This window comes from Aeromonas sp. 25-248 (assembly GCF_053005425.1).
In genome coordinates, this window is sequence record NZ_JBRKTB010000001.1 from 20315 (window position 1) to 42774 (window position 22460).

18 protein-coding genes and 1 pseudogene are annotated in these 22460 nt (G+C 59.4%); 5 read left to right on the plus strand and 14 right to left on the minus strand.

Annotated features, from left to right (window positions below):
- Nucleotides 1-45: 45 nt before the first annotated feature.
- From ACVDHI_RS00060 to ACVDHI_RS00070, 3 genes are all read right to left on the minus strand, one after another.
- Nucleotides 46-819 (minus strand): amino acid ABC transporter substrate-binding protein, encoded by a 774-nt coding sequence (locus tag ACVDHI_RS00060; protein WP_048207933.1) that lies wholly within the window; start codon nucleotides 817-819, stop codon nucleotides 46-48.
- 439 nt (nucleotides 820-1258) lie between these two features.
- The gene (locus ACVDHI_RS00065; protein WP_447211540.1) at nucleotides 1259-1444 is read right to left on the minus strand and encodes a hypothetical protein; all 186 of its coding nucleotides are present in this window, start codon (nucleotides 1442-1444) and stop codon (nucleotides 1259-1261) included.
- Between the two features lie 62 nt (nucleotides 1445-1506).
- Nucleotides 1507-2085 carry an O-methyltransferase gene (locus tag ACVDHI_RS00070; protein WP_447211541.1) on the minus strand — a complete coding sequence of 193 codons (579 nt, stop codon included), beginning with the start codon at nucleotides 2083-2085 and terminating at the stop codon, nucleotides 1507-1509.
- A 127-nt stretch (nucleotides 2086-2212) separates the two neighbouring features.
- Here ACVDHI_RS00070 and ACVDHI_RS00075 point away from each other — a divergent pair.
- Nucleotides 2213-2341: pseudogene (locus ACVDHI_RS00075) on the plus strand (questin oxidase family protein); the annotation flags it as partial.
- Here ACVDHI_RS00075 and ACVDHI_RS00080 read toward each other — a convergent pair.
- From ACVDHI_RS00080 to ACVDHI_RS00100, 5 genes are all read right to left on the minus strand, one after another.
- Nucleotides 2338-2769 carry a hypothetical protein gene (locus tag ACVDHI_RS00080; protein WP_041213092.1) on the minus strand — a complete coding sequence of 144 codons (432 nt, stop codon included), beginning with the start codon at nucleotides 2767-2769 and terminating at the stop codon, nucleotides 2338-2340. The pseudogene ACVDHI_RS00075 and the gene ACVDHI_RS00080 sit on opposite strands and share 4 nt — an antisense overlap.
- A 44-nt stretch (nucleotides 2770-2813) precedes the next feature.
- Nucleotides 2814-3854 (minus strand): M35 family metallo-endopeptidase, encoded by a 1041-nt coding sequence (locus ACVDHI_RS00085; protein WP_171865007.1) that lies wholly within the window; start codon nucleotides 3852-3854, stop codon nucleotides 2814-2816.
- A 253-nt stretch (nucleotides 3855-4107) separates the two neighbouring features.
- On the minus strand, nucleotides 4108-4743 hold the full coding sequence (locus ACVDHI_RS00090) for a DUF2913 family protein (protein WP_041213094.1): 636 nt from the start codon (nucleotides 4741-4743) through the stop codon (nucleotides 4108-4110).
- Nucleotides 4744-4857: 114 nt separating this feature from the next.
- Nucleotides 4858-6153 (minus strand): DEAD/DEAH box helicase, encoded by a 1296-nt coding sequence (locus tag ACVDHI_RS00095; protein ID WP_447211542.1) that lies wholly within the window; start codon nucleotides 6151-6153, stop codon nucleotides 4858-4860.
- A gap of 245 nt (nucleotides 6154-6398) precedes the next feature.
- On the minus strand, nucleotides 6399-7049 hold the full coding sequence (locus tag ACVDHI_RS00100) for a DedA family protein (protein WP_039040377.1): 651 nt from the start codon (nucleotides 7047-7049) through the stop codon (nucleotides 6399-6401).
- 400 nt (nucleotides 7050-7449) lie between these two features.
- On the opposite strand from ACVDHI_RS00100, the gene ACVDHI_RS00105 reads away from it, so the two are divergent.
- The 4 genes from ACVDHI_RS00105 to ACVDHI_RS00120 all read left to right on the plus strand — a co-directional run bounded on the left by ACVDHI_RS00105 (nucleotide 7450) and on the right by ACVDHI_RS00120 (nucleotide 11761).
- Entirely contained in the window at nucleotides 7450-8349 is a 900-nt protein-coding gene (locus ACVDHI_RS00105; protein WP_447211543.1) for a hypothetical protein, read from the plus strand.
- A gap of 217 nt (nucleotides 8350-8566) precedes the next feature.
- Nucleotides 8567-9199, plus strand: coding sequence for a topoisomerase DNA-binding C4 zinc finger domain-containing protein (locus ACVDHI_RS00110; RefSeq protein WP_447211544.1), 633 nt, complete (start codon nucleotides 8567-8569; stop codon nucleotides 9197-9199).
- A gap of 25 nt (nucleotides 9200-9224) precedes the next feature.
- Nucleotides 9225-10082 (plus strand): nuclease-related domain-containing protein, encoded by an 858-nt coding sequence (locus ACVDHI_RS00115; protein WP_324045424.1) that lies wholly within the window; start codon nucleotides 9225-9227, stop codon nucleotides 10080-10082.
- Between the two features lie 50 nt (nucleotides 10083-10132).
- Entirely contained in the window at nucleotides 10133-11761 is a 1629-nt protein-coding gene (locus ACVDHI_RS00120; RefSeq protein ID WP_447211545.1) for a TIGR04141 family sporadically distributed protein, read from the plus strand.
- Between the two features lie 39 nt (nucleotides 11762-11800).
- Here ACVDHI_RS00120 and ACVDHI_RS00125 read toward each other — a convergent pair whose 3' ends face one another.
- The 6 genes from ACVDHI_RS00125 to dapB all read right to left on the minus strand — a co-directional run bounded on the left by ACVDHI_RS00125 (nucleotide 11801) and on the right by dapB (nucleotide 22271).
- Nucleotides 11801-12964 (minus strand): DUF1615 domain-containing protein, encoded by a 1164-nt coding sequence (locus ACVDHI_RS00125; protein ID WP_447211546.1) that lies wholly within the window; start codon nucleotides 12962-12964, stop codon nucleotides 11801-11803.
- A gap of 145 nt (nucleotides 12965-13109) precedes the next feature.
- A complete protein-coding gene (locus ACVDHI_RS00130; protein ID WP_439833034.1) occupies nucleotides 13110-14015 on the minus strand; it encodes a diguanylate cyclase in 906 nt (301 codons plus the stop codon).
- Nucleotides 14016-14259: 244 nt separating this feature from the next.
- A complete protein-coding gene (gene leuA / locus ACVDHI_RS00135) occupies nucleotides 14260-15918 on the minus strand; it encodes a 2-isopropylmalate synthase (RefSeq protein ID WP_301481079.1) in 1659 nt (552 codons plus the stop codon).
- Nucleotides 15919-16421: 503 nt separating this feature from the next.
- The gene (gene carB / locus ACVDHI_RS00140; protein WP_447211547.1) at nucleotides 16422-19646 is read right to left on the minus strand and encodes a carbamoyl-phosphate synthase large subunit; all 3225 of its coding nucleotides are present in this window, start codon (nucleotides 19644-19646) and stop codon (nucleotides 16422-16424) included.
- 16 nt (nucleotides 19647-19662) lie between these two features.
- A complete protein-coding gene (gene carA / locus ACVDHI_RS00145; RefSeq protein ID WP_048207941.1) occupies nucleotides 19663-20799 on the minus strand; it encodes a glutamine-hydrolyzing carbamoyl-phosphate synthase small subunit in 1137 nt (378 codons plus the stop codon).
- Between the two features lie 659 nt (nucleotides 20800-21458).
- Nucleotides 21459-22271, minus strand: a complete 813-nt coding sequence (gene dapB / locus ACVDHI_RS00150) for a 4-hydroxy-tetrahydrodipicolinate reductase (protein WP_010675190.1) — start codon at nucleotides 22269-22271, stop codon at nucleotides 21459-21461.
- Between the last annotated feature and the right edge of the window lie 189 nt (nucleotides 22272-22460).

Genomic DNA, 22460 nt, shown 5'->3' on the forward strand with positions numbered 1-22460 from the left:
GGCCGGCACGTTAATATCCTCAGTTGTTATTATGTTGCCACGATATTATTGCGAGACGTCGGTGCCGAAATATTTCTGCGATATTTTCTGATATTCGCCATCCTGCTTGGCATTGCGCAGCGCCTGATTGATGGCAGCCAGCAACTCGGGTTGCCCCTTGGCGAGCAGGGCGGCTGATTGATCCCCCTTGGCCTCGCTGGCCGCCACCTTCAATTTGGCGTCCGGCTTCTGTTTCTTGAAGTCGAGGAAGGAGAGGCTGTCGTTGATGGTGGCATCCACCCGCCCGGTCAGCACCAGTTCGAGTGACTGGTTGAATCCCTCGGTGGCCACCACCTCGGCGCCCGATGATTTCGCCAGCTGGGCGAAGTTGCTGGTCAGGGACTGGGAGGATTTCTTGCCCTTCAGATCGGCAAAACTCTTGATGCTTTGGTTGTCGCTGTGCACCACGATCACCGCCTTGGAGGTGATGTAGGGATCTGAAAAATCATATTTTTTCAGCCGCTCAGGGGTGATGGCCACTTCGTTGAGCACCAGGTCGTAGCGCTTGGCGTCCACCCCGGCGATGAGCCCGTCCCACTTGCCCTCGACGAACTGCGGCTTCACGCCCAGACCGCTTGCAATCAGCTCGCCTATCTCCACGTCAAAACCCACCAGCTTGCCGCTCTTGTCGTGGTAGGTGAAGGGAGGATAGGTCCCTTCGGTGCCGATCTTGATCACTCCGGCCCGCTGGATCTCGGCCAGGCTTGACTGTGCCTGTACCGATGTCATCAGTGCCAGCGGAAGTGCCGCCATTAAAAACAGGAAGTGCCGTTTTTTCATTATTCACCTCGTTATATTTATGAACATCCAGAGCGCTTGCCAACCACCACAAAATAAAACCAGCCGGTTATCATGTTTAATTTAAATTAATTATCGGCAGAGATAACCTTCATAGTGCTTGCTGGCGGTATGGATGAAACATAACGTGGCTCATGGCATGACCCAACCATGAAATACGGGGATATTTAGCGAAATAATGGATAACGAATAAATAATGGCCGGGCTGGCCGAGGAATTGCCCCGCTGGCGGCGCTCCGTCAGCGGAAACCATATCAGGCGGGTTGCAGCTCCCGCGGGATGGCAGTGGCCCAATCACGACACAACGTATCAATCGTGCCAAAATTCAGTCTGATGGCAAATGGGATTGCCACGCACCACGTGGAAGGTAAAGGCGCGATGGCGCGCGCCTTGACGTCACCGTCAGTGATCACCCCTTCGGTCACCACCTCCCGCCCTGCTCCAGCAGGCGGACGATGTCGATATTCCAAGGCCCGGCCGCCGGGTAGCGCCGATGGAACTCGACGAAGTTGACCCGCCCCGCGCGCCGCTCCCCCAACGTTGGCCAGTCACAGAGGAAGTCATCGCTCAGCCACCTGGGGGCCCTGACGAAACCGCTGCTCTGCATGGCCTGCCAGTGGTCTGCACCACGGTTTTTGGTTCCATGGTCCTGTTTTCCATGCCTTTCCCCTACAACCGCACCACCAGAAACTCCCCCTTGCCCACCGGCACCAGGGAAGTCAGGAAATCGGGGTCACGCCGCACCTGTGCCATCCACTCCCTCATCTCGTCTTCATGGGAGATGGCATTGTCCACCACCAGCAGGCCACGAGGGGCAAGCAGGCGCTGGATCTCGGGCCACCAGGCCTGGTAGTGGCGGCGATCGGAGTCCAGAAAGATGAGCTGATAGCCCGCCGTCGGCAGGCAGGGCAACAGGCTGCCGGCCTCCCCCGCCAACTGCTCAATCCAGGGAGTGAGCCCGGCCCGCTCAAAGTTGGTCGCCGCCATGGTCCGTTTGCCCTCGTCCAGCTCGATGGTGGTGACCCGGCCCCCCAGCCGTTTCACTGCCTCGGCCAGCCAGAGGGTGGAGTAACCGTTGGAGGTGCCGATCTCCAGCACAGCCTGCGCCCCCCTCGTCTGCACCAGCATCGCCAGCAGTTCGCCGGTATCGCGGGTAATGTTGAGCATCTTGCTGCCACGAGAGTGTTGCGCTCCGTCATTCTGCTCGCCAAAGCGCTCCAGCTCCCGTTTCAGTTGTTCCAGTGCCATGTCCCCTCCTTGACGGTGTAAACGAGTCGGCCCGGTGCATGGCATGGCTGGACCGCCCCTCATGTTCATCATTTTGCTATCGACCCACTCGGTGGCCCATCCCCTGTATCATCCGGATAAAGACGATACCCTGGATGACCATGTGATCACGTTGGTGCACTGCTGCTGGCGGGAAAGCCAATCGTCACGCGGTCTGGCGGTGGCCCCCCGCGCCGTCGGGCTGCTGGATACCAAGGGCAAGCCGCAGATCGCCTAGGGGGCCACCCGGGTAAAGTCGATGGCGGGGCAGCTGGGCGCCACGCCCTTGGTCAGCGTCAGGGGCTGGGCACGATAGCTGAGCCGGTAGCGGCCCGGTTGGGACAGGTCGTAGGCCTGCGCCAGATCCGCATCGGCCTGGCTCTGCTCCCCCGCCCCCAGGTGCAGGAAGTCGCCGTCCCCGGGGGTACCTCGCTTGGCAAGCGGCCCTCGATAGTCCAGCGGCTGCCCATCGCGGGTCAGGTCGATGGCATCGGCAAACCACCCCTCGAAGGGGGTGAACCAGGTCAATACCTCGAGGGGCGTCTCCCCCCGGTTGGTCAGGGTCATCACCAGGGGCAGGGGTTCGTTCACCCCGCTCTCTGCGCTGACCGACAGCTCGCACTGCAAGGGCGCCAGTGCCAGGGTGGTGAGCAAGAGTGTCATCATGGTGCCTCCGTCAAAAAAGGGGCCATCCGGCCCCTGTTTGCAACTCAATTTTCGCTCGGGGTATTCTCGGCGAAATATTCATGGTTGTCGGCATTGTTCAGGGCCTTCTGGGGATCCGTGCTCGCCAGATTGCGCGCATTGGCCTGACCGTATCCCAGATCGTCGGTGCCCGCCACCACGTTGAAGTGGCTCAACTCGTGGACAATGGTGCCGGCGCGGGAATCGGTCCCGGTGACCGGCGCAGTCCAGAAGCTCTTGCACAGATAGACCTTGTAGGGCTGGTCCGGATAGACATAGGCAAAGTAGCTCTGCTTGCAACCGCAGTCGAAGGTGAGCGGCTTGTTGTCGATGGCATCCTTGATCTTGCTGAAGTTGGTCTCGGCCTGGTTCCAGCGGGTGGCGTCATAGGCGCCAAACCAGCTGCGGTAGCGCTGCCCATTCGGCTTGTCCACCGCGAGGTAGCTGCTGGAGTTGTTGGCGATGCCACTCGCGGCATCGAGCGCCGCCAGGATGTCGCTCTTCTGGGTATTGGTGCAACGGCCGCTGAAGCTGACCGAGGCGCTCACCGCCTGGGGCTCGGCCACCGCCGCCTTGGCCAGCACCCGATCGTCGCTCACCCCTTCGACCCAGAGGGTCACGGCATTGGACTCGCTCGCCTGGGCCTGTTTGGCCTTGGCCGCTTTCCCCTCCTGCGCCACGGTCGGCAGCAGGTAACGGATGCTGTACTGGCCCTGGGCGCTCATGTCGTAGAGACCGGAGACCTCCGCCTGCACTGTCAGGCTCTGGCCCGCCTTGAGCAGTTGGTAGTCCTTGTCACTCGGTGCGGCCCGCTTGATCAGGGCCCCTTCGTAATCCACCGGCTGGCCGTCACGCTCCACCTGGAACAGGGGAGCATCCTCGCTGCCCGGCAGTTGCCATTTGAGCAGACGAACCGGCTTCTCCCCGGTGTTGGTCAGGGTCAGGTTGACGCGCACATCGTCTGTGCTGCCCTCCACCAGAGTGAGCCGGGCATCGAGTCCGGCGGCGCAGAGCGGGGACGCCAGCACGCCGGCCAGCAACAGGGCAATTGGAGTCGCTTTCATCATGTTTCCTCATTCATTGAGTGTCGCCTTGTCAGGCGGTCTGCTTCCTTTAAGGCCCTCTTTGGGGCCCATCCACCCTAGAGCAGAAGCACCACCCCACCATCCCTCCATATGGGGGACGCCCCCCATCAGAGGGGGAGCTCCTTGGCTGCGACAAAGATTGCCCGCCCGGCCCGAGCGTGCAGGCAACCCCGTGGGGTGCATTTGCCATAAAAAAACCCGGCGCAGGGCCGGGTGACGGGATGAGAAGGCGGGATCAGGAGGACAGCAGCGCCAGGGCAGGCTGCGCGTTGCCCGGCATCAGCCGATAGGCCTTGTGGTGCTTGACCAGGGTGGTTTTCTTGTTGCCCTGGCTCAGCAGCAGGCCCCGGGCAAATGCCGCCTCGGCCAGTACCTGCTCGTCCCCGCGCACATAGAGGGTGAGGGGCTTGACCAGCTCACCTCCCTCGATATGGCCCTGATACTCGCTGGCCGAGATGATCAGGCTGGATTGCCCCTGGCTCAGCAGCCGCTGCCGGGTGTTCAGTTCGCTGTCGGTGAACACCAGCCAGCCCGCCCCCTCCAGCGCCAAAAGCAGATCGGCCAGGCGCGCCCCCAGCTGTACCGGCTCATGCATGGCACGCTCATACTGGCGCTGCACCCGCTCAAGCAGCCCCTTGAGATCGGCCCCCGCCCCCAGCGTCCGCCCCAGTTGCACCCAGGCCTTGAGATCCTCCATCACCAGCCGAGAGAAGCGTTTCTCCTTGAGAGAATCCGCCATCCAGGTACAGAGAAAGTGGCTCTCCTGGGCGGGGGTGCGTTTGCCCGTCTTCTGGGCAGCGGTGCGCTCCAGCTCCGCCAGGCTCTGGCGGGCCATCTCGAGCAGGGCCTGATTGTAAGCAGGAAGGGTCATCTCGGATCCTCTGAAACGGGGCGGCCAGGGGCCGCGTCATCGACAGCACAAAGGCGCCAGTGGCGCCTTTGGAGAGTAAACGCCCCTCCCCGACCGGGAGGGTGCGACGTTGCCTTATTTCGGCTGACGGGGCTTCTTGGCCGCCGCCAGACGCTTGAGGCGCTGACCTTGCAGTTTCGCCTCGGCCATGGCCTGGGCGGCGGCATTGTCTTCACGCTGCGGGCGCTTGCCGAAGCGGCGGCGCTCCTGCAACTGCTTGATGAGGTCGTCACGGCTGCTCACCTCGTAACCCGGCACCATGATGCGGCGGATCTTCTGGCCGATGAGGGCCTCGATCTCCAGCAGGGTGCGCTCCTCCTCGCGACTGACGAAGGAGATGGCCATGCCGCTCTTGCCAGCGCGACCGGTTCGGCCGATACGGTGCACGTAATCTTCCGCGAGGAACGGCAGATCATAGTTGACCACGTATTCCAGGCTCGGAATGTCCAGGCCGCGGGCGGCCACCTCGGTGGCCACCAGCACCCGCAGCTTGCCTTCGGTGAATTCACGCAAGGCGCGGCGACGGCTCCCCTGGGCCTTGTCACCGTGTACCACGGCAGACTTGATGCCGTCGAGGTTGAGCTCCTCCACCAGTTCATCGCAGCTCTCGCGGGTGCTGGCAAACACCAGCACCTGCTGCCAGTTCTGCTTGCCGATAAGCTCGGAGAGCAGCTCGCGTTTGCGCTTCTGTTCCACCGGATAGACGGTGTGGCTCACGGTGTCGGCAGTGGAGTTCTGCTTGTCGACGGCCACCACCTGGGGTTTGTCCAGCATGAGGTTGGCCAGCTTTTTTACCGCCTCGGAGAAGGTGGCGGAGAAGAGCAGGTTCTGGCGAGTCTTGTTGACCGCCTGCAGGATCTGCTGCACATCGGCGCTAAAGCCCATGTCGAGGATGCGATCCGCCTCGTCCAGCACCAGAGTCTCGACCCCGGAGAGGCTCAGGTTGCAGGCGGTGAGGTGCTCGAGCAGACGGCCAGGGGTGGCCACTATGATGTGTGCGCCCGCTTTGAGCTTCTTGGCCTGCACATCCTGTTTGCCGCCACCCACGATGGTGAGGGTAGTGATATCAAGATACTTGGCGAAATCGTTGATATTGCTCGTCACCTGGGCCGCCAGCTCGCGGGTCGGGGTCAGGATCAGCACGCGGGCATTGGAAGGCTGCACCGGCACCGGGTTGTCTACCAGGCGTTGCAGGATGGGCAACGCAAAGGCGGCTGTCTTGCCGGTACCGGTCTGGGCACTGGCCAGCACATCGCGGCCACGGCGAATGGCCGGGATGGCCTGGCTCTGCACAGGGGTCATCTCCTGATAACCGCAATCTGAGATGGCGCGCAAAATCTCGGGGGCAAAATCGAACGATTCAAATCTCATGTTGGGTTCCTGTGTTCCAGCGGAGCTGTAGTTGGCGTGGATGGCCTGGGCCGGCGTGTGGCCTGGCATCGGCGAGGCGTGGAGCCAAGGACGGCTGGGTCTGACATCAGATCAGAAGATGAGCCGGAAAATGGCGGGCGCGAAGTGTAACAGATAGGCGACAGGAATGCCGCCTCAAATGGCCTGTATTTTTCCGGGGGCTGCGCTCTCCAGACGCAGCAGCAGGCGCAGCCCGGGCAGTGAGATCAGCGCACCCGCTTGCTCGGACGCTTGAGCAGCCGCATGCCGATGGCCGCCACCGCGATGACGAACAACCCGAAAGAGGTGACAAGCAGGCACTTGGTCAGCAGCTCCTGATGATGGGCAAAGACCGGGGTCGCCATCACCATCTTGCCGGCCATGCTCAGCACCAGGGACCAGAGGAAGGCGCTGGCAAAACTCGCCACGGCCACCCGCAGCAGGTGCAGGCGGGAGACTCCCATCAACATGGGGGTCAACACTCTCACGAAGGGGATGAAACGGGACACGAACATGGCCCAGAAGCCGTAACGATCCAGCAGTCGGGAGGCCCTGGGCAGGCTCCCTTCCGGGATCATTCGCTCCACATGGCCCATGAAACGGGTGCCATGCAGTGCCTGCCCCTGCCAGTAGGCGAGCACACTCCCTATCCCGGCCGCGAGCGGCAGATAGAGCAAGGTCACCTCGGGCCCCAGCACCCCCATGCCCACCAGACCGCCCGCCAGCAGCACCAGGCTGTCACCGGGCAGGGGCAGAAAGACGAAGCTCGATTCAAGGAAGAGGATCACCACCAGACAGGTGACGAGCAGACCGATTGCCTGCATTTGTATAAGCTGATCAAAATCCTGATGCCATATGGCAAGCAGCATGTCCTGCATCTGGTGTGACTCCCATCAACGTAATGCGCATTCGTCATGATGACCCGAAGGCCCCGTCTGGTAATCCATCCCTGCTACCACCCCAATGTTCGTATGGGAGGCCTCTTATACACCCGGGGAACTGAACAATAAATTAATGTCTGTGATTTCTGCCCAGCGGTTCACCCTTCTCGCGGCCCCCTGCCCCCGCCAAAGCGAGGGCAGCTTGGCCCATCAGGCCAATGCGCCCCCCCAAAACAGGACGGGTCGGCCCTTGCCTGGCTGCCAAGCCAGATGAAACCCGTTACAGTGTGAACATGCCCCAATGGACGGGGTACTCATGGAGCCAGGTATGGCAAGACAGCTCTCTTCTCACACACTTTCCTTGCTGGCGGTTATTGCCGGCGTCTCTGTCGGTCTTATGACAAAGGCCCGTGCCAGCGACGAGAGCCTGGTTCAACAGCGCGCCAACGCCGTCGTCTCCCTGATGAGCTACGCCGTGGTGCCAGATATCACCGCCAGCAACCTGAATATCGGCAGCGGCACCAACGACACCTCTGCCCTCACCATCACCCAGCTCGGGGGTGGCGCCACCCTGAGCGAGGATGTTCCCCTCTATCTGGAGGGCACCCTGGGCTACAGCCGCTACGATCCCCAGTTCGTGTTCACCGATGGCAACGAGACCCGCACCATTCCCACCAAATGGAACAGCCTGAGCGCCACCGGCGGCATCGGCTGGGATGTCAGCGTCCACCGGGATCGCTTTGGTGGCAATCTGGTGCTGCGGCCCATCGCCAATGTCACCCTGGGCACGGTGGCCAGCGACCTTCGCATCGGGGCCGCCCTGCTCGAGCACAGGAGCGGCAAGAATCTGGACTTCCTCGACGGCGGCACCCTCAATGTCTATGGCCTCGGCGGCTCATTGATGCTGGACTATGAGCTCTTCTCCGCCGCCCAGGACATCGATGCCGAGCTGCGCTACTCCTACCAGCATCTGCAAAGCTTCACCGGCACCGCCGAGAGCGTCAGCGGTCAGGCCGATGCGGAAAACCTCGGGCTTTACCTGCGCCGCCGCGCCCCCCTGTGGCACTGGACCCTGCTGGACAGGCCCCTTCGCTACGTGCTGGAAGGGGCCAGAACCGAATACCTGGGGCAGCAACGGGGGCTGCTCGGTTTCAACAGCCTCAACTCCCTGGGACTTGGCCTCGAACTCGACAGCAGCAAGTACGACATCTTCATCACCCGCACCCGGCTGGTGGCCCGCTATATGTTCAGCAACAGTACCAGCGGCTACTCCATCGGACTGGCGATGAGTTTCTAGCGCAGCAAGGCGACATGAACCGTCCCCATCACCAAATCTCTGACTGAACGCACATTTGACTCAATTGCCACTGTCAGGCCCCACCTGTATCTCCTAGCATGGGGATACGGGAAGGCGTTGAAGACGTGAAGCTGAACCACGCCGGGGATTGTGGTCAGGCTGACTGCCTACTGTTGAGCAGAGAACACATGACATTTCCAGGGACAGGGAGCTTGTTATGGCCAAATTTCTGAATACCAGCGCAACCAACTATTTCCTCGAAGAGCTGATAAAGGACGCCAAGGAGCGGTTAATCCTGATCAGCCCCTTTCTCAAACTCAATGACAGGATCAAGGAGCTGCTGACCGACAAGAACCGGCTCAAGATCGATGTGCGGATCGTCTATGGCAAGAGCGAACTCCAACCGGAAGAGATCAGCTGGCTCAAGGAGCTCACCTTTATCCGCACCAGCTTTTGCAAAAATCTCCATGCCAAGTGCTACCTCAATGAGGAGATGTGCATTGTCACCAGCCTGAACCTCTACGAATTCAGCCAGGTGAACAACAACGAGATGGGGGTGTTGATCCGGCGGGCGGATGACAGTGAGCTGTACCGCGATGCCTACGATGAAGCCCAGCGCATTATTCGGGTGAGCGAGGAGGTGCGCATCACGTTGGAGCGCGTCGCAAGCGACAGTGACCCGCAGGACAACGTGGCCGCCCATGCAGGTACAGCACCGGTTTGTCCAAAATGCGGCACAACCATGGTACTGAGGACCAGCAAACGGGGAGATACCAAGGGCAACAGCTTCTGGGGCTGCCCCGAATACCCCAAGTGTCGCAGCATCATCCCCATCGAGACCCATCCCTGACCGGGATCTGTGAAGGCTAAATCACATGGATATCACTGCTGCCATAGCGCCTCTGCTGACTCAGCTCTGGTTTTTCCTGCCACTGCTGTTGATTGCCACCCTGCTCAAAACGGCCTGGTTCAAAGGGATGGTCGGGGAGTGGTTTATCAATCTCTGTATCCGGCTCTTTCTCGACAAGCGGGAATATCGCCTGCTCAAGGACGTGACCCTGCCCACCCCCCAGGGCAGCACCCAGATAGACCATGTGATCGTCTCCCGCTTCGGGCTATTCGTGATTGAGACCAAGAACATGAAGGGCTGGATATTCGGCAACCCGACCCAGAAACGCTGGACCCAGCAGATCTATCGCCGCAAGCACAGCTTCCAGAACCCGCTGCATCAGAACCACTTGCATATGATGACCCTCAAATCCCTGCTGGGGCTGGCGGATCACCAGTTGCATTCCATCGTCTATTTTATTGGCGACTGCACCTTCAAGACTCCCATGCCGGAAAACGTCATGCGTCGCGGACTGGTCAGCTATATCAAGAGCAAGACCACTCCCGTCTTGAGCACCGCCGACGTCGATCGGATTATCGACACCATTCAGCAAGGCCGCTTGACCGCCAGTTGGCAAACCCACCGGCAGCATGTCACCCAGCTCAAGACTCGTCATGCCGACCCATCCGCCAACCATGTTTCCACCCGCGAACCTGTCAGGCAATCAGTTGCAAACCCACCCTCACAGAGCGTATCGCCACCGGACAATCCACCCCCGATCTGCCCCAGATGTGGCAGCACCATGGTATTGCGCACTGCAACTCGGGGGGAGAACAAGGGCAATCAGTTTTGGGGATGCAGCGGATACCCAAAATGCCGATTTATTAAGCCACAATTATTTTAGCTAGTCTGTAGATACTTGTGTCTACACTCAAAAGTTATTTGAGAGGTTCTATGAGTGAAAAGAAAAGAAAAAGAAAAAGAAAGGAAAAGTTGTCCATTTATCTTGTTAGAGACCCGAATAAAATTGAATCGGAGATAATCAATACTGAAAATGCTATGCAACCTATTGATATTGAGCTCCCGGATATAGAATCCGCTCGCTTATACATAAAAAAACATCCACCTAAAAATATACCACCATGGACGCGATTGTTTACCGATAATACCTCTGTAGATAAACTCGCTTTTGGAACCTCATCTAGTGTGGGAGCTGTTTTTATCGTCAAGCTGCTAGGTAATATTTTCATACTATCATTTGGAACTGGGTTCCATCTTTTAAAAGATGATGCTATTGAACGTGATTTTGGATTAAAGGTGACACTAAACTCTGTTGATCCTGATAAACTACGAAGTCTAGATAAAGCCAGTTATGACCATAACCCATTAAATTCAAGAACCCAGAGCACTATTGATGTAGACATATTTAATCTACATCTTGATTCTGAAACAGAAATGTTATACGCCATAACAGGAACCTCTTTAATCCCCGAGTTTGGTCTGAACGTAACAGGTCGAGATGCTCTCACTGTAGCAGTGGAGACAACATTAAATACACTCCCCAAAATATTGGAAATATCCCTATCACAATATAAGAAAAAACTACCGAGTAAGTTCAGTTGGGTTGAAAATATAAATAGGGTAAGAGACCTAGATGAAATTGAAATTCTTGATATGGAACTAGACTCCTGTCTATCAAGCAACAACTATAACGGTATTTGGCTTGGTGAGCCTGAAATAATCGATTGGGAAAATCAAATAGGATACTCGTTTGGTACAGGACAACGAGTGCCAAGGCACCCCGTTTTATCATTAAATGATTATATCGATCATATTGACAGAGACGAACTTACTGTTGAAAGAATGAAGTTAGACACAATATATGTAAACAACAATGACTACCAACCAACAAAGCAATGGTCAGTCTATAGATGTATATATGCAGAAATAGTTTATAGTGGTAACACTTATATACTTAGAAATGGTACTTGGTATCGGGTCAATACAACTTTCACGGAGAGCATTGATAAATACCTGATGGATATAAATATCTATCCTAACGATCTTCCAGAATATTCTCATGAGCGTGAAGAGGATTACAACTTATTTGTGTGCGACTCAGATAGTAGTTTTTGCTTGATGGACAAGAAAAATATTAAAATTGGTGGCGCATATGACAAGATTGAACATTGTGATCTTATTAGAAATGGAAACGAATTCATTCATGTAAAATTTTATAGGAGTTCGGGTACATTAAGTCATTTGTTCTCTCAAGGCCTTGTTGCCGCAGAGGCATTTATTAAAGATGCTTGGTATAGAGAGCAGTTAAATCCAAAATTACCTATTTCAATAAAACTAGATGATCCAACAAAACGACCAACCCCTAGCAATTATAATATTGTATACGCAATTGCTACAAACAAAAACATACCAAATGAATTACCATTTTTTTCGAAAGTCACGTTGAAAAATGCACTAATCATGTTAAGGGCTCTTGATTACAAAGTATCTCTGGCTCAAATTAAAATAGAACCATCGCTCTTTGCAAAGAAATTTTTCCGCCCACAAAAAGTCAGAAAATAACAAAGGTGGCCAATTGGCCGCCTTTGTTACTTCTGCAAATCAGCGGATCGTTGCCATCTTCTGCACGCAGCGCTGCTCGCGTTCATCCACCCGCTTGGCAAACCAGGCGGTGGTGAGGTTGCGGGTGATCTTGGGGCTCTTTAGCTGGATGCCGGGCAGGATGGCGCGGGGTTGCCGTGTCCCGGCCTGTTTGTCGGCCAGGGCGAAGACCCTGTGGTAGAGATCGCTTTTGGCAAAGTCGCTGCTGTCCCCCAGCTTCAGGCTCTGGTGAATGGCCTGCTTGCTCATGTTGACGCGGCTGGCGATGCTGTGGACCGCGAGTTCGGTCTTGCCGGGCAAATCCGAGTCGTAGCGGATGAGATCCCCGTCCAGGGCCAGGGGCTTGCCACTCACCCGGCTTACCGCCGCCTGGAAGGCCGCATTGCGGCTCGCGTACCAGCCCGCATTGAAGTCGGCGAAGCGATAGAGGGTATCCGGGTAGTCGGCGGGATAGCCGAAGATGTGTTTGGTGCCAAACCAGATGCCGCCGCGACGAGTGAACACCTCGTGGCGAATGGACTCCTTCACGGGATAGGGGTAGCCACGGGCGTTGGCTTCGGCAAAGGCGACGCTCACCTGCATGGGGCCGCCGGTGCGCACCGGGTTGAGGTTGCCAAAGAGCTGCTTGCCCATGGGGACGCTGCCTATCATGTCTTCGAAGATCTCGCTCATCTCCCGCTCGGTGCGAAGCTTGTCGATGCGCTCGGCATAGCTCTTGCCGGTGGGGGATTGGATGGAGAGGGCCGTGCGCACCATGAACTCGGGGATGAGCAGCTTGCCGGCCCGGGCATTGATCTCCTTCCAGGCAATCTTGTTGAGGTTGGGCACCACGGGGTCCGCCTGATAGGTCGCCTCCTGCTCCGCCACCGCCAGCACGCTGCAGACGTTGTGATCGCTCACCGTCAGCCCCTGGGTGGTGAGCGCCGTCACCACGTCATTGGCCCAGCCCGGCTTGTCCACCACGTTGCGCGGCAGGAAGCGCACGATGCGGCTCTTCATGTCGGCCGGTTCTTGCGGCTGCATCGCCTTGGGAATGGGGCGCCCCGCCGGCGTCGCCGGGCTGGTCGTGGCGAGAGGCTCGCTGGCACAGCCCGACAGCAGGGCAAGGGTAAGCAGTGACAGCCAGCGCCAATGGGCATGAAACAAAGAGTAAGAGGGGATCATGAAGGCTTCCTGAAGAGCGGGACCTGCCCCTCATCGCGAATGAGAGGGCTCGAATGCATGGAGGCGGACATTGTAGGGAACAAGTCTGACAAGATGAAGGCGGATGAACCTGCTGGCCCGCTGGCTGCGGCATCCCCTGGCGCCATCACGCCAGCTCCACCCGGTTGCGTCCCAGGTGCTTGGCCTGATAGAGGGCGAGATCGGTACGCTGGAGCAGGGCATCCACCCCCTCCCCGCTCTGGCTGATACCCAGGGCAAGGCTCACGGTGAATCTTACCCCGTCACCTGAGACCAGCTCTTCGGTCGCGCACCTTATCTGCTCCGCCAGCGTACGGGCCTTGTCGCCCGTCATGCCGGGCAGCCAGATGGCAAACTCCTCTCCCCCAAGGCGTGCCACCACCCCATCCAATGGGCAGAGCTGGCGCAGCAGGGTGCTGAATTCACGCAGCACATTGTCGCCGATGGCGTGGCCATAGCGATCGTTGATCAGCTTGAAGTGATCGAGATCCAGCAGCAGGAGCGGCGTCCCCTCCTCTCCGTGCGCCTCCAGCACGGCGCGAAACGCCCGGCGATTGGAGAGCCCGGTCAGCTCGTCTGACATGGCGAGGGAGGAGAGCCGCATCTGGGTGCCATACATCTGCTGCACCATCAGCAGCACACCCCAGGCCGAGGCCAGCATGCCGATCGTGCGCAGGCTGTCTTCCACCGTGGAGAGCCACCAGGGCTGGAAATAGGCCTCATCCATCAGATCGATGACGCCGGAAACGAGCCAGAGGGTCAGCCCGCCGGTGAGGGAGAGATAGGTTCTCAAGGTGATCTGGGCACACTGCACCACCCAGAACATGAACATCAGGGTCAGCACGTTGAGCGCTTCGGCCAGAGCCCCGACGGTATAGAGGTTGTGCTCTGCCAGGGGATCAAAGCTGACCCCGGCCAGGATCCCCGTCAGCAGCAGCAGACAGGGCAGGCTCACCAGCGCGAGACGACGGCAGGGAGGAAGCGAGAAGAACCGGGCGGGGTGAACGGATAACCTGAGGGGAGTCTTCATCATGTTTTGGGCTCCAAGCGCGCATGTCTTCTATCCCGAATGGCAGCCGTTGGCTGCCATCGCCAGCGAACCCCGACGGCATTCCTGGTGGCAAATCACTGATATTGTGGGCCGATTTTTCCATAAAAAACAATCCCCTCACCATATGGGTCAGGGGATTGTTGCAACGGGGACGGCGCGATCTGCCGTGACATCGGGGCGGGCGGCCCTTCCCTGCTCGCCCTCACGGCAAGCGGGCAGTGCCGCCTCAGGCGCTCTGGCGCAGGGCCTGATGCTGGGCGGCGCCGTTGATCACCGCCTGCAGGGAGGCGTTGACCACGTCGCGACCGACGGCGACGCCACACATCCGGGTGCCCTCGACGCTCAGCAGCACATAGGCGGCGGCGCGGGATTCGGTGCCGGCGGTGAGCGCATGCTCGGAGTAATCCAGCACGTCGATGTGCATGCCGGTCTGGCGCTGCCAGCCGTTGACCAGGGCGGTGATGGCTCCCTCCCCTTCACCGCACAGTTGCAGGGTGCCGTGGGGGGTCTGCAACTCCAGGCGCAGGCTCTCCTGACTGTCATGACCGAGCTGGAAGCGCCCGATGCGATAGCCGTGGGCAGGCTCGAGATAGTGCTGCTCGAACAGGGTACGGATCTGCTCCGGGCTGATTTCGCTACTGCTCGCCTCAGCCTCGGCCTGCACCCGGCGGCTGAAGTCGATTTGCAGCCAGCGCGGCAGTTGCAGACCGAGGTCACGTTCCAGCAGATAGGTCACCCCTCCCTTGCCGGACTGGCTGTTGATGCGGATCACCGCCTCGTAGCTGCGACCGAGATCGGCAGGATCGATGGGCAGGTAAGCCACGTCCCAGTAGTGATCCGGTTTTTCTGCCGCGAGAGACTTGCGGATGGCGTCCTGGTGGCTGCCGGAAAACGCCGTGTAGACCAGCTCGCCGGCATAGGGGTGGCGCGGGTGCAGGGCAATCTGGGTGCAGGCCCCCACGGTGGCGACGATGGCATCCATGTCGGACAGGTCCAGCTCGGGGTCAATCCCCTGACTGTAGAGGTTCATGGCCATGGTGACGATGTCCATGTTGCCGGTGCGCTCCCCGTTGCCGAGCAGGGTGCCCTCGATGCGATCCGCCCCCGCCAGCACCGCCAGCTCGGCGGCGGCCACCCCGCAGCCTCTGTCGTTGTGGGTGTGGATGGAGATGCTCACCTCGGGTCGCGCCTTGAGGTGTCGGCAGAACCACTCCACCTGATCCGCAAACACGTTGGGGGTGCTCACCTCCACCGTGGCGGGGAGGTTCAGGATCATGGGACGGGCAGCGGCACGCCACTCGTCGATGACGGCGTCACACACCTCGACGGCGAACTCCACCTCGGTACTGCTGAAACTCTCCGGGGAATACTGGAAACTCCACTCGGTGCCCGGATTGCGGGCCGCATACTCCCTCACCCAGCGCGCCCCCTGCACGGCGATGGCCTTGACCCCTTCACGCCCCGAGTTGAACACGTAGTTGCGCTGGGTCGGGTTGACCGAGTTGTAGACGTGAACGATGGCCCGCTTCGCCCCCTTGAGGGCCTCGAAGGTGCGGGCGATCAGATCTTCGCGCGCCTGCACCAGCACCTGGATGGTGACGTCATCGGGGATGAGGTTGCGCTCGATGAGTTCGCGCACAAAATCGAAGTCGGGCTGGGAGGCCGCCGGGAAGCCCACCTCGATGTGCTTGAAACCGATGTGGGTCATCAGCGCCCACATTTGCAGCTTCTGGGCCACCGTCATGGGCTCGACCAGCGCCTGGTTGCCATCGCGCAGGTCCACGGCGCACCAGAGCGGTGCCCGCTCCAGTACCCGGTTGGGCCACTGGCGATCCGCCAGGTTGATCACGGGGGCACGGCGGTATTTGCGATGATCGAAGCTCATATTCAGATTCCCTTGACGGATGGGCGAGGCGCCGGACGACCGGGCCGACAGGCGGGTGGGGCAAGGAGGGGAAGCGGGTTGGTGCGGTAACACCGTCCCTGACGAGTCGCGCGGCGGTAACCCCGCGACCGGTTTTCCTGCGGCCCCCGTCGGTCACCGGGGCCGGCCACGGCAGCCGGATCGGGCTGCGGGCGCTGATCCTCTCGCACGCCACCTTTCGGTGTGTCGGCGCAGACGACCTTGTTTGTATGAGCACCCAGTATAGGGAGGTCGTGGGGGCGAGAGATTGCGAAGATTGCACCATTTCATGTCAATTAAGCAATATGGATGCAGTTGATGTCCAATAACGGGGTGAGTCTCACCACTCCTGATGGATTATTCGCCATCTCACCCATCTTCCTTGAAGGCGTTTCCCCGGAAGTGGCAGGGCGCAGGCAATAAAAAACCCCGCCATTGCTGGCGGGGTTTGCGTGCATCGAGCGGGCAGCGTGCTGCCGGTGCTCTTAGCGGTTGTTCACCTTCTCGTGCAGCTCCTGCACCGAGTTCACATTGGCGGTGGCATCGACACTGATGGCCATGCAGGTGGCGAAGGCCGCGTGCAGCGTGGTGGTGTAGGCCACCTTGTGCTGCAGGGCGCCACGGCGCAGCTGCTTGGAGTCCTCGATGGCCTGACGACCCTCGGCGGTGTTGACGATATAGGTGTACTCGCCATTCTTGATGCGATCCAGAATGTGCGGACGACCCTCGTGCACCTTGTTCACCAGACGCGGGTTGATGCTCGCCTCGCCCAAGGTCACGGCGGTGCCGTGGGTGGCGTCGAGGTCATAACCCAGCTCCAGCAGCTTGGCGGCCAGGTTGACCACCCGCTCCTTGTCGCCGTGGCGAACGGACAAGAGGGCGCGACCTTCGCTCGGAACCTGGTGACCGGCACCCAGCTGCGCCTTGGCATAGGCCTCGGCGAAGCTGCTGCCCACCCCCATGACTTCACCGGTGGAGCGCATTTCCGGCCCCAGCAGCGGATCCACACCCGGGAACTTGGCGAACGGCAGTACCACTTCCTTCACCGAGTAGTAGGGCGGGATGATCTCGGTGGTGAAGCCCTGTTCTTTCAGGCTCTGACCGGCCATGACGCGGGCGGCGATCTTCGCCAGCGGAGCGCCGGTGGCCTTGGAGACGAAGGGCACGGTACGGGCGGCACGGGGGTTCACCTCGATGAGGTAGATCTCGTTGTCTTTCACTGCGAACTGCACGTTCATCAGACCGACCACGCCGAGTTCCAGCGCCAGCTTGCGCACCTGCTCGCGCATCTCGTCCTGGATGGCCTTGGACAGGGTGTAGGGCGGCAGGGAGCAGGCGGAGTCACCGGAGTGGATGCCGGCCTGTTCGATGTGCTCCATGATGCCGCCGATGACCACGTCAACGCCGTCGCAGATGGCGTCCACGTCCACCTCGGTGGCGTCGTCCAGGAAGCGGTCCAGCAGCACAGGCGACTCGTTGGAGACGCTCACTGCCTCGGCGAAGTAGCGGCGCAGGTCCTGCTCGTCATAGACGATTTCCATGGCGCGGCCACCCAGCACGTAGGAGGGGCGAACCACCAGCGGGTAGGTGATGCGCGTGGCCAGTTGCACGGCCTGCTCCAGGGCGGTGACAGTGCCGTTTTCCGGCTGCTTGAGGCCGAGGCGCTCGACGGCGGACTGGAAGCGCTCGCGATCTTCCGCGCGGTCGATGGCATCCGGGCTGGTACCAATCACCGGCACGCCGTTCGCTTCCAATGCCCGCGCCAGTTTCAGCGGAGTCTGGCCGCCGTACTGGACGATGACGCCCTTGGGCTGCTCGACCCGCACGATTTCCAGCACGTCTTCCAGGGTCACCGGCTCGAAGTAGAGACGGTCGGAGGTGTCGTAGTCGGTGGAGACGGTTTCCGGGTTGCAGTTGACCATGATGGTCTCGTAACCGTCTTCGCGCAGGGCCAGGGCCGCGTGCACGCAGCAGTAGTCGAACTCGATGCCCTGACCGATACGGTTCGGGCCGCCACCGATGACCATGATCTTGTCGCGGTTGGTGGGGTTGGCCTCGCACTCCTCGTCGTAGCTGGAGTACATGTAGGCGGTGTTGGTAGCGAACTCGGCCGCGCAGGTATCGACCCGCTTGTAGACCGGGAAGATGTTGTGGCGGGCACGCAATTTACGCACTTCCCCTTCGGCCACGCCGAGGATCTTGGCCAGACGGGCGTCGGCAAAGCCTTTGCGCTTGAGGGCGCGCAGGAAGTCGGCGTCAAGACCGGCCATGCCGCGCTCTTTCACCTGCTCTTCCAGTTTCACCAGCTCTTCAATCTGCACCAGGAACCAGGGGTCAATCTTGGTCAGCTTGAACACGCCGTCCATGGAGAGGCCGGCGCGGAAGGCGTCGGCGATGTAGAAGATGCGCTCGGCACCAGCATCCTGCAGCTCGTGACGGATGCGGGTCAGGGAGTCGGGGGCGTTCAGGTCAACCATGGGGTCGAAGCCGGTCTTGCCGGTCTCGAGACCACGCAGGGCCTTGTGCAGGGACTCCTGGAAGTTGCGGCCGATGGCCATCACTTCACCCACGGACTTCATCTGGGTGGTCAGACGGTCGTTGGCACCGGCGAACTTCTCGAAGTTGAAGCGCGGCACCTTGGTCACCACGTAGTCGATGGCCGGCTCGAAGGAGGCCGGGGTACGACCACCGGTGATGTCGTTCATCAGCTCGTCCAGGGTGTAACCGATGGCGAGCTTGGCGGCGATCTTGGCGATGGGGAAGCCGGTCGCCTTGGAGGCCAGTGCAGAGGAGCGCGACACCCGCGGGTTCATCTCGATGATGACCATGCGGCCGTCTTTGGGGTTGATGCCGAACTGGACGTTGGAGCCGCCGGTCTCGACGCCGATCTCGCGCAGCACCGCCATGGAAGCGTTGCGCATGATCTGGTACTCCTTGTCGGTCAGCGTCTGGGCTGGCGCGACCGTGATGGAGTCACCAGTGTGGATGCCCATGGGGTCGAAGTTTTCGATGGCGCAGACGATGATGCAGTTGTCGTTGCGATCCCGCACCACTTCCATCTCGTACTCTTTCCAGCCGATGAGCGACTCGTCGATGAGCAGCTCCTTGGTCGGGGAGAGATCCAGACCGCGCTCGCAGATCTCCACGAACTCTTCGGTGTTGTAGGCGATGCCGCCGCCCGAGCCACCCATGGTAAAGGAAGGACGGATGATGCAGGGGAAGCCTACCATCTGCTGCACGCCCCAGGCCTCTTCCATGTTGTGGGCGATGCCGGCACGGGGGCACTCGAGACCGATGCTGCGCATGGCCTTGTCAAAGCGGGAGCGATCTTCGGCCTTGTCGATGGCGTCGGCGGTGGCGCCGATCATCTCCACACCGAACTCCGCCAGCACGCCGTGCTGCTCCAGCGCCAGGGCGCAGTTCAGCGCAGTCTGACCACCCATGGTGGGCAAGATGGCGTCCGGGCGCTCTTTCTTGATGATCTCGCGCACCACTTCCCAGGTGATGGGCTCGATGTAGGTGGCGTCGGCCATCTCCGGGTCGGTCATGATGGTGGCCGGGTTGGAGTTCACCAGGATGACGCGGTAGCCCTCTTCTTTCAGGGCCTTGCACGCCTGGGCGCCGGAGTAGTCGAATTCGCAGGCCTGGCCGATGACGATGGGGCCGGCGCCGAGGATCAGGATGCTCTGTAGGTCGTTACGTTTTGGCATGGCTCTCTTTATCCTCTTAGGCGCGATACTGCTTAATCAATTCAATAAAGTGGTCGAACAGACCGGCACAATCGTGCGGGCCCGGGCTCGCTTCGGGGTGACCCTGGAAGCTGAAGGCCGGACGGTCGGTGCGATGGATGCCCTGGAGCGACCCATCGAACAGGGAGACGTGGGTGGCACGCAGGCACTCGGGCAGGGTCTGCTCGTCCACCGCAAAGCCGTGGTTCTGGGCGGTGATCATCACGGTGTTGTCGTCCAGACTCTTCACCGGGTGGTTGGCACCGTGGTGGCCGAACTTCATCTTGATGGTCTTGGCGCCGGAGGCCAGGCCCAGCAACTGGTGGCCCAGGCAGATACCGAACACAGGGGTGTTGGTATTGAGGAAAGCCTTGATAGCTTCGATGGCGTAGTCGCACGGCTCGGGGTCGCCGGGGCCGTTGGAGAGGAAGATGCCATCCGGGTTCATCGCCAGTACCTCGGCGGCCGGGGTCTTGGCCGGCACCACGGTCAGGCGGCAGCCACGGTCCACCAGCATGCGCAGGATGTTGCGCTTCACGCCGAAGTCGTAGGCCACCACGTGGTATTTCAGCTCATCGGCCGCCGGGGTGACGTGACCCTTGCCGAGCTGCCAGCTGCCTTCAGTCCAGCTGTAGGATTCGCTCACGGTCACTTCCTTGGCCAGGTCCATCCCCTTCAAACCGGGGAAGGCGCGGGCCTGTTCGAGGGCATGGGCTTCATCGAGCTGCTTGCCGGCCAGGATGCAACCGGCCTGGGCGCCTTTTTCACGCAGGATGCGGGTCAGCTTGCGGGTGTCGATGTCGGCGATGCCAACGATGTTGTGAGACTTGAGGTAATCGGAGAGGGATTGCTGATTGCGGAAGTTGGAGGCCAGTATCGGAAGGTCCCGGATGATGAGGCCCTGAGCATGGACCTGACTGGACTCTTCATCTTCGCTGTTGGTGCCGGTGTTGCCTATATGGGGGTAAGTGAGGGTAACGATCTGACGGGAATAGGAGGGATCTGTGAGGATTTCCTGATAACCCGTCATCGACGTGTTGAAAACCACTTCACCAACGGAACATCCCTCGGCGCCTATCGACACGCCTTTGAACACAGTTCCATCTTCCAGCACTAGCAATGCAGTGTGATTCAAGACAACCTCCAGTTATTTAGCTTTAAATTCAGCAATTTACCTGGGTGTTGCGGGCTCGGTTCCGGTCTTTGACAGGACTCGAACCCGGCAGATTTCTGGCAAATTGGGCGCATTCTACTTAAAAACGATCTCATTTCAACGTCTTTTCTCGTTTGAAATGCATCTAAATTCAATAAACAAGCAACATTACCCATTATCTATGCACTCACTCGCTTTGCAACCCCCTCTTCAAAAAGAAAAGCCAAACACAGACAACAAAGCGGCACCCGATGCCATGCAACGCACAAAAATCCATATTTATTACTTAATAAACAGCAAGATAGAAAATTAAAAAACAAACAACACAACAGCAAAAACACCATTTGAAGCCAGAAAAGTGAACACAAAGAATGGAAAACGTTTTTCTTGGATTGCATTTTTAGTCTATTTCACATCAAGGCGAAATGCCCCCCGCAGGGGAATATTGAGACCCAAACCCGTTACCCCTTGATGACATTTTTGTCGCAAGAGGGTGGCAGGCTTGTAAGAATGGCAGGATTTAGCGAGGTTCACTCAAAAAGTGATGATTAAGGCTTATTTCTACAAAAAAGTGACAAAAAACCCCGGCGGACCGGGGTTTGGCAACCAGTACGGGAGTCTGCACTCCCCCTGAAGACGGTTTATTTCAGACCGAGCACATCCTGCATGTCATAGAGACCGGCCCCTTGCTGGCCGAGCCACTTGCCCGCCCGCACTGCACCGTTGGCGAAGGTCAGACGGCTGGAAGCCTTGTGGCTGATCTCGACCCGCTCGCCGATGTCGGCGAACATGACGGTGTGCTCCCCCACCAGATCCCCGGCGCGGATGGTGGCAAAACCGATGGTGTTGCGATCCCGCTCACCGGTGATCCCCTCACGGCCATAGACGGCGCACTCTTTCAGATCCCGGCCCAGGGTTTTCGCCACCACTTCCCCCATGGAGAGCGCAGTGCCGGACGGAGCATCCACCTTGTGTCTGTGGTGCCCCTCGATGATCTCGATGTCGGTGTACTCCCCCATCACCCTGGCCGCCTGCTCCAACAGCTTGAACACCAGGTTGACCCCGACCGAGTAGTTGGAGGCGAAGACGATGCCGATCTGCTTGCCGGCCTCGTGCAGGGCCGCCTTGCCCGCCTCGTCAAAGCCGGTGGTGCCGATAACCATCTGCTTGCCATGAGCCAGTGCAAAGGCGAGGTTCGCCAGGGTCACCTCGGGGCGGGTGAAGTCGATGATGAGATCGAACTCGTCCTTCACCTTCTCCAGACTGTCGCTGATGATGACGCCAAGGCGCCCCAGGCCGTTGAGTTCACCCGCATCCAGACCGATCACGGCAGAGCCCGGTCGTTCCAGCGCCGCTCCCACCACCACGCCCTCGGCGTTGGCGATAGCCTCCAGCAGCACCTTGCCCATACGACCATTACAGCCCATCACGGCCACACGGATCGGATTGTCCATCTCCACCCTCTCATCTCTTTATTATGGAAAGAGACCGTTTTACCAGCCCGCGTCCCCTTTGAAAAGCCCGATCTGGCCCGCCAAACCAACCCGACATTTAAACGATACATCCATTAAAAACAGAATAAATAACGGAATAACCAGACAAGTCAGAATCACGAAGCAAAAAGCCCTATCCATCTGGACGGC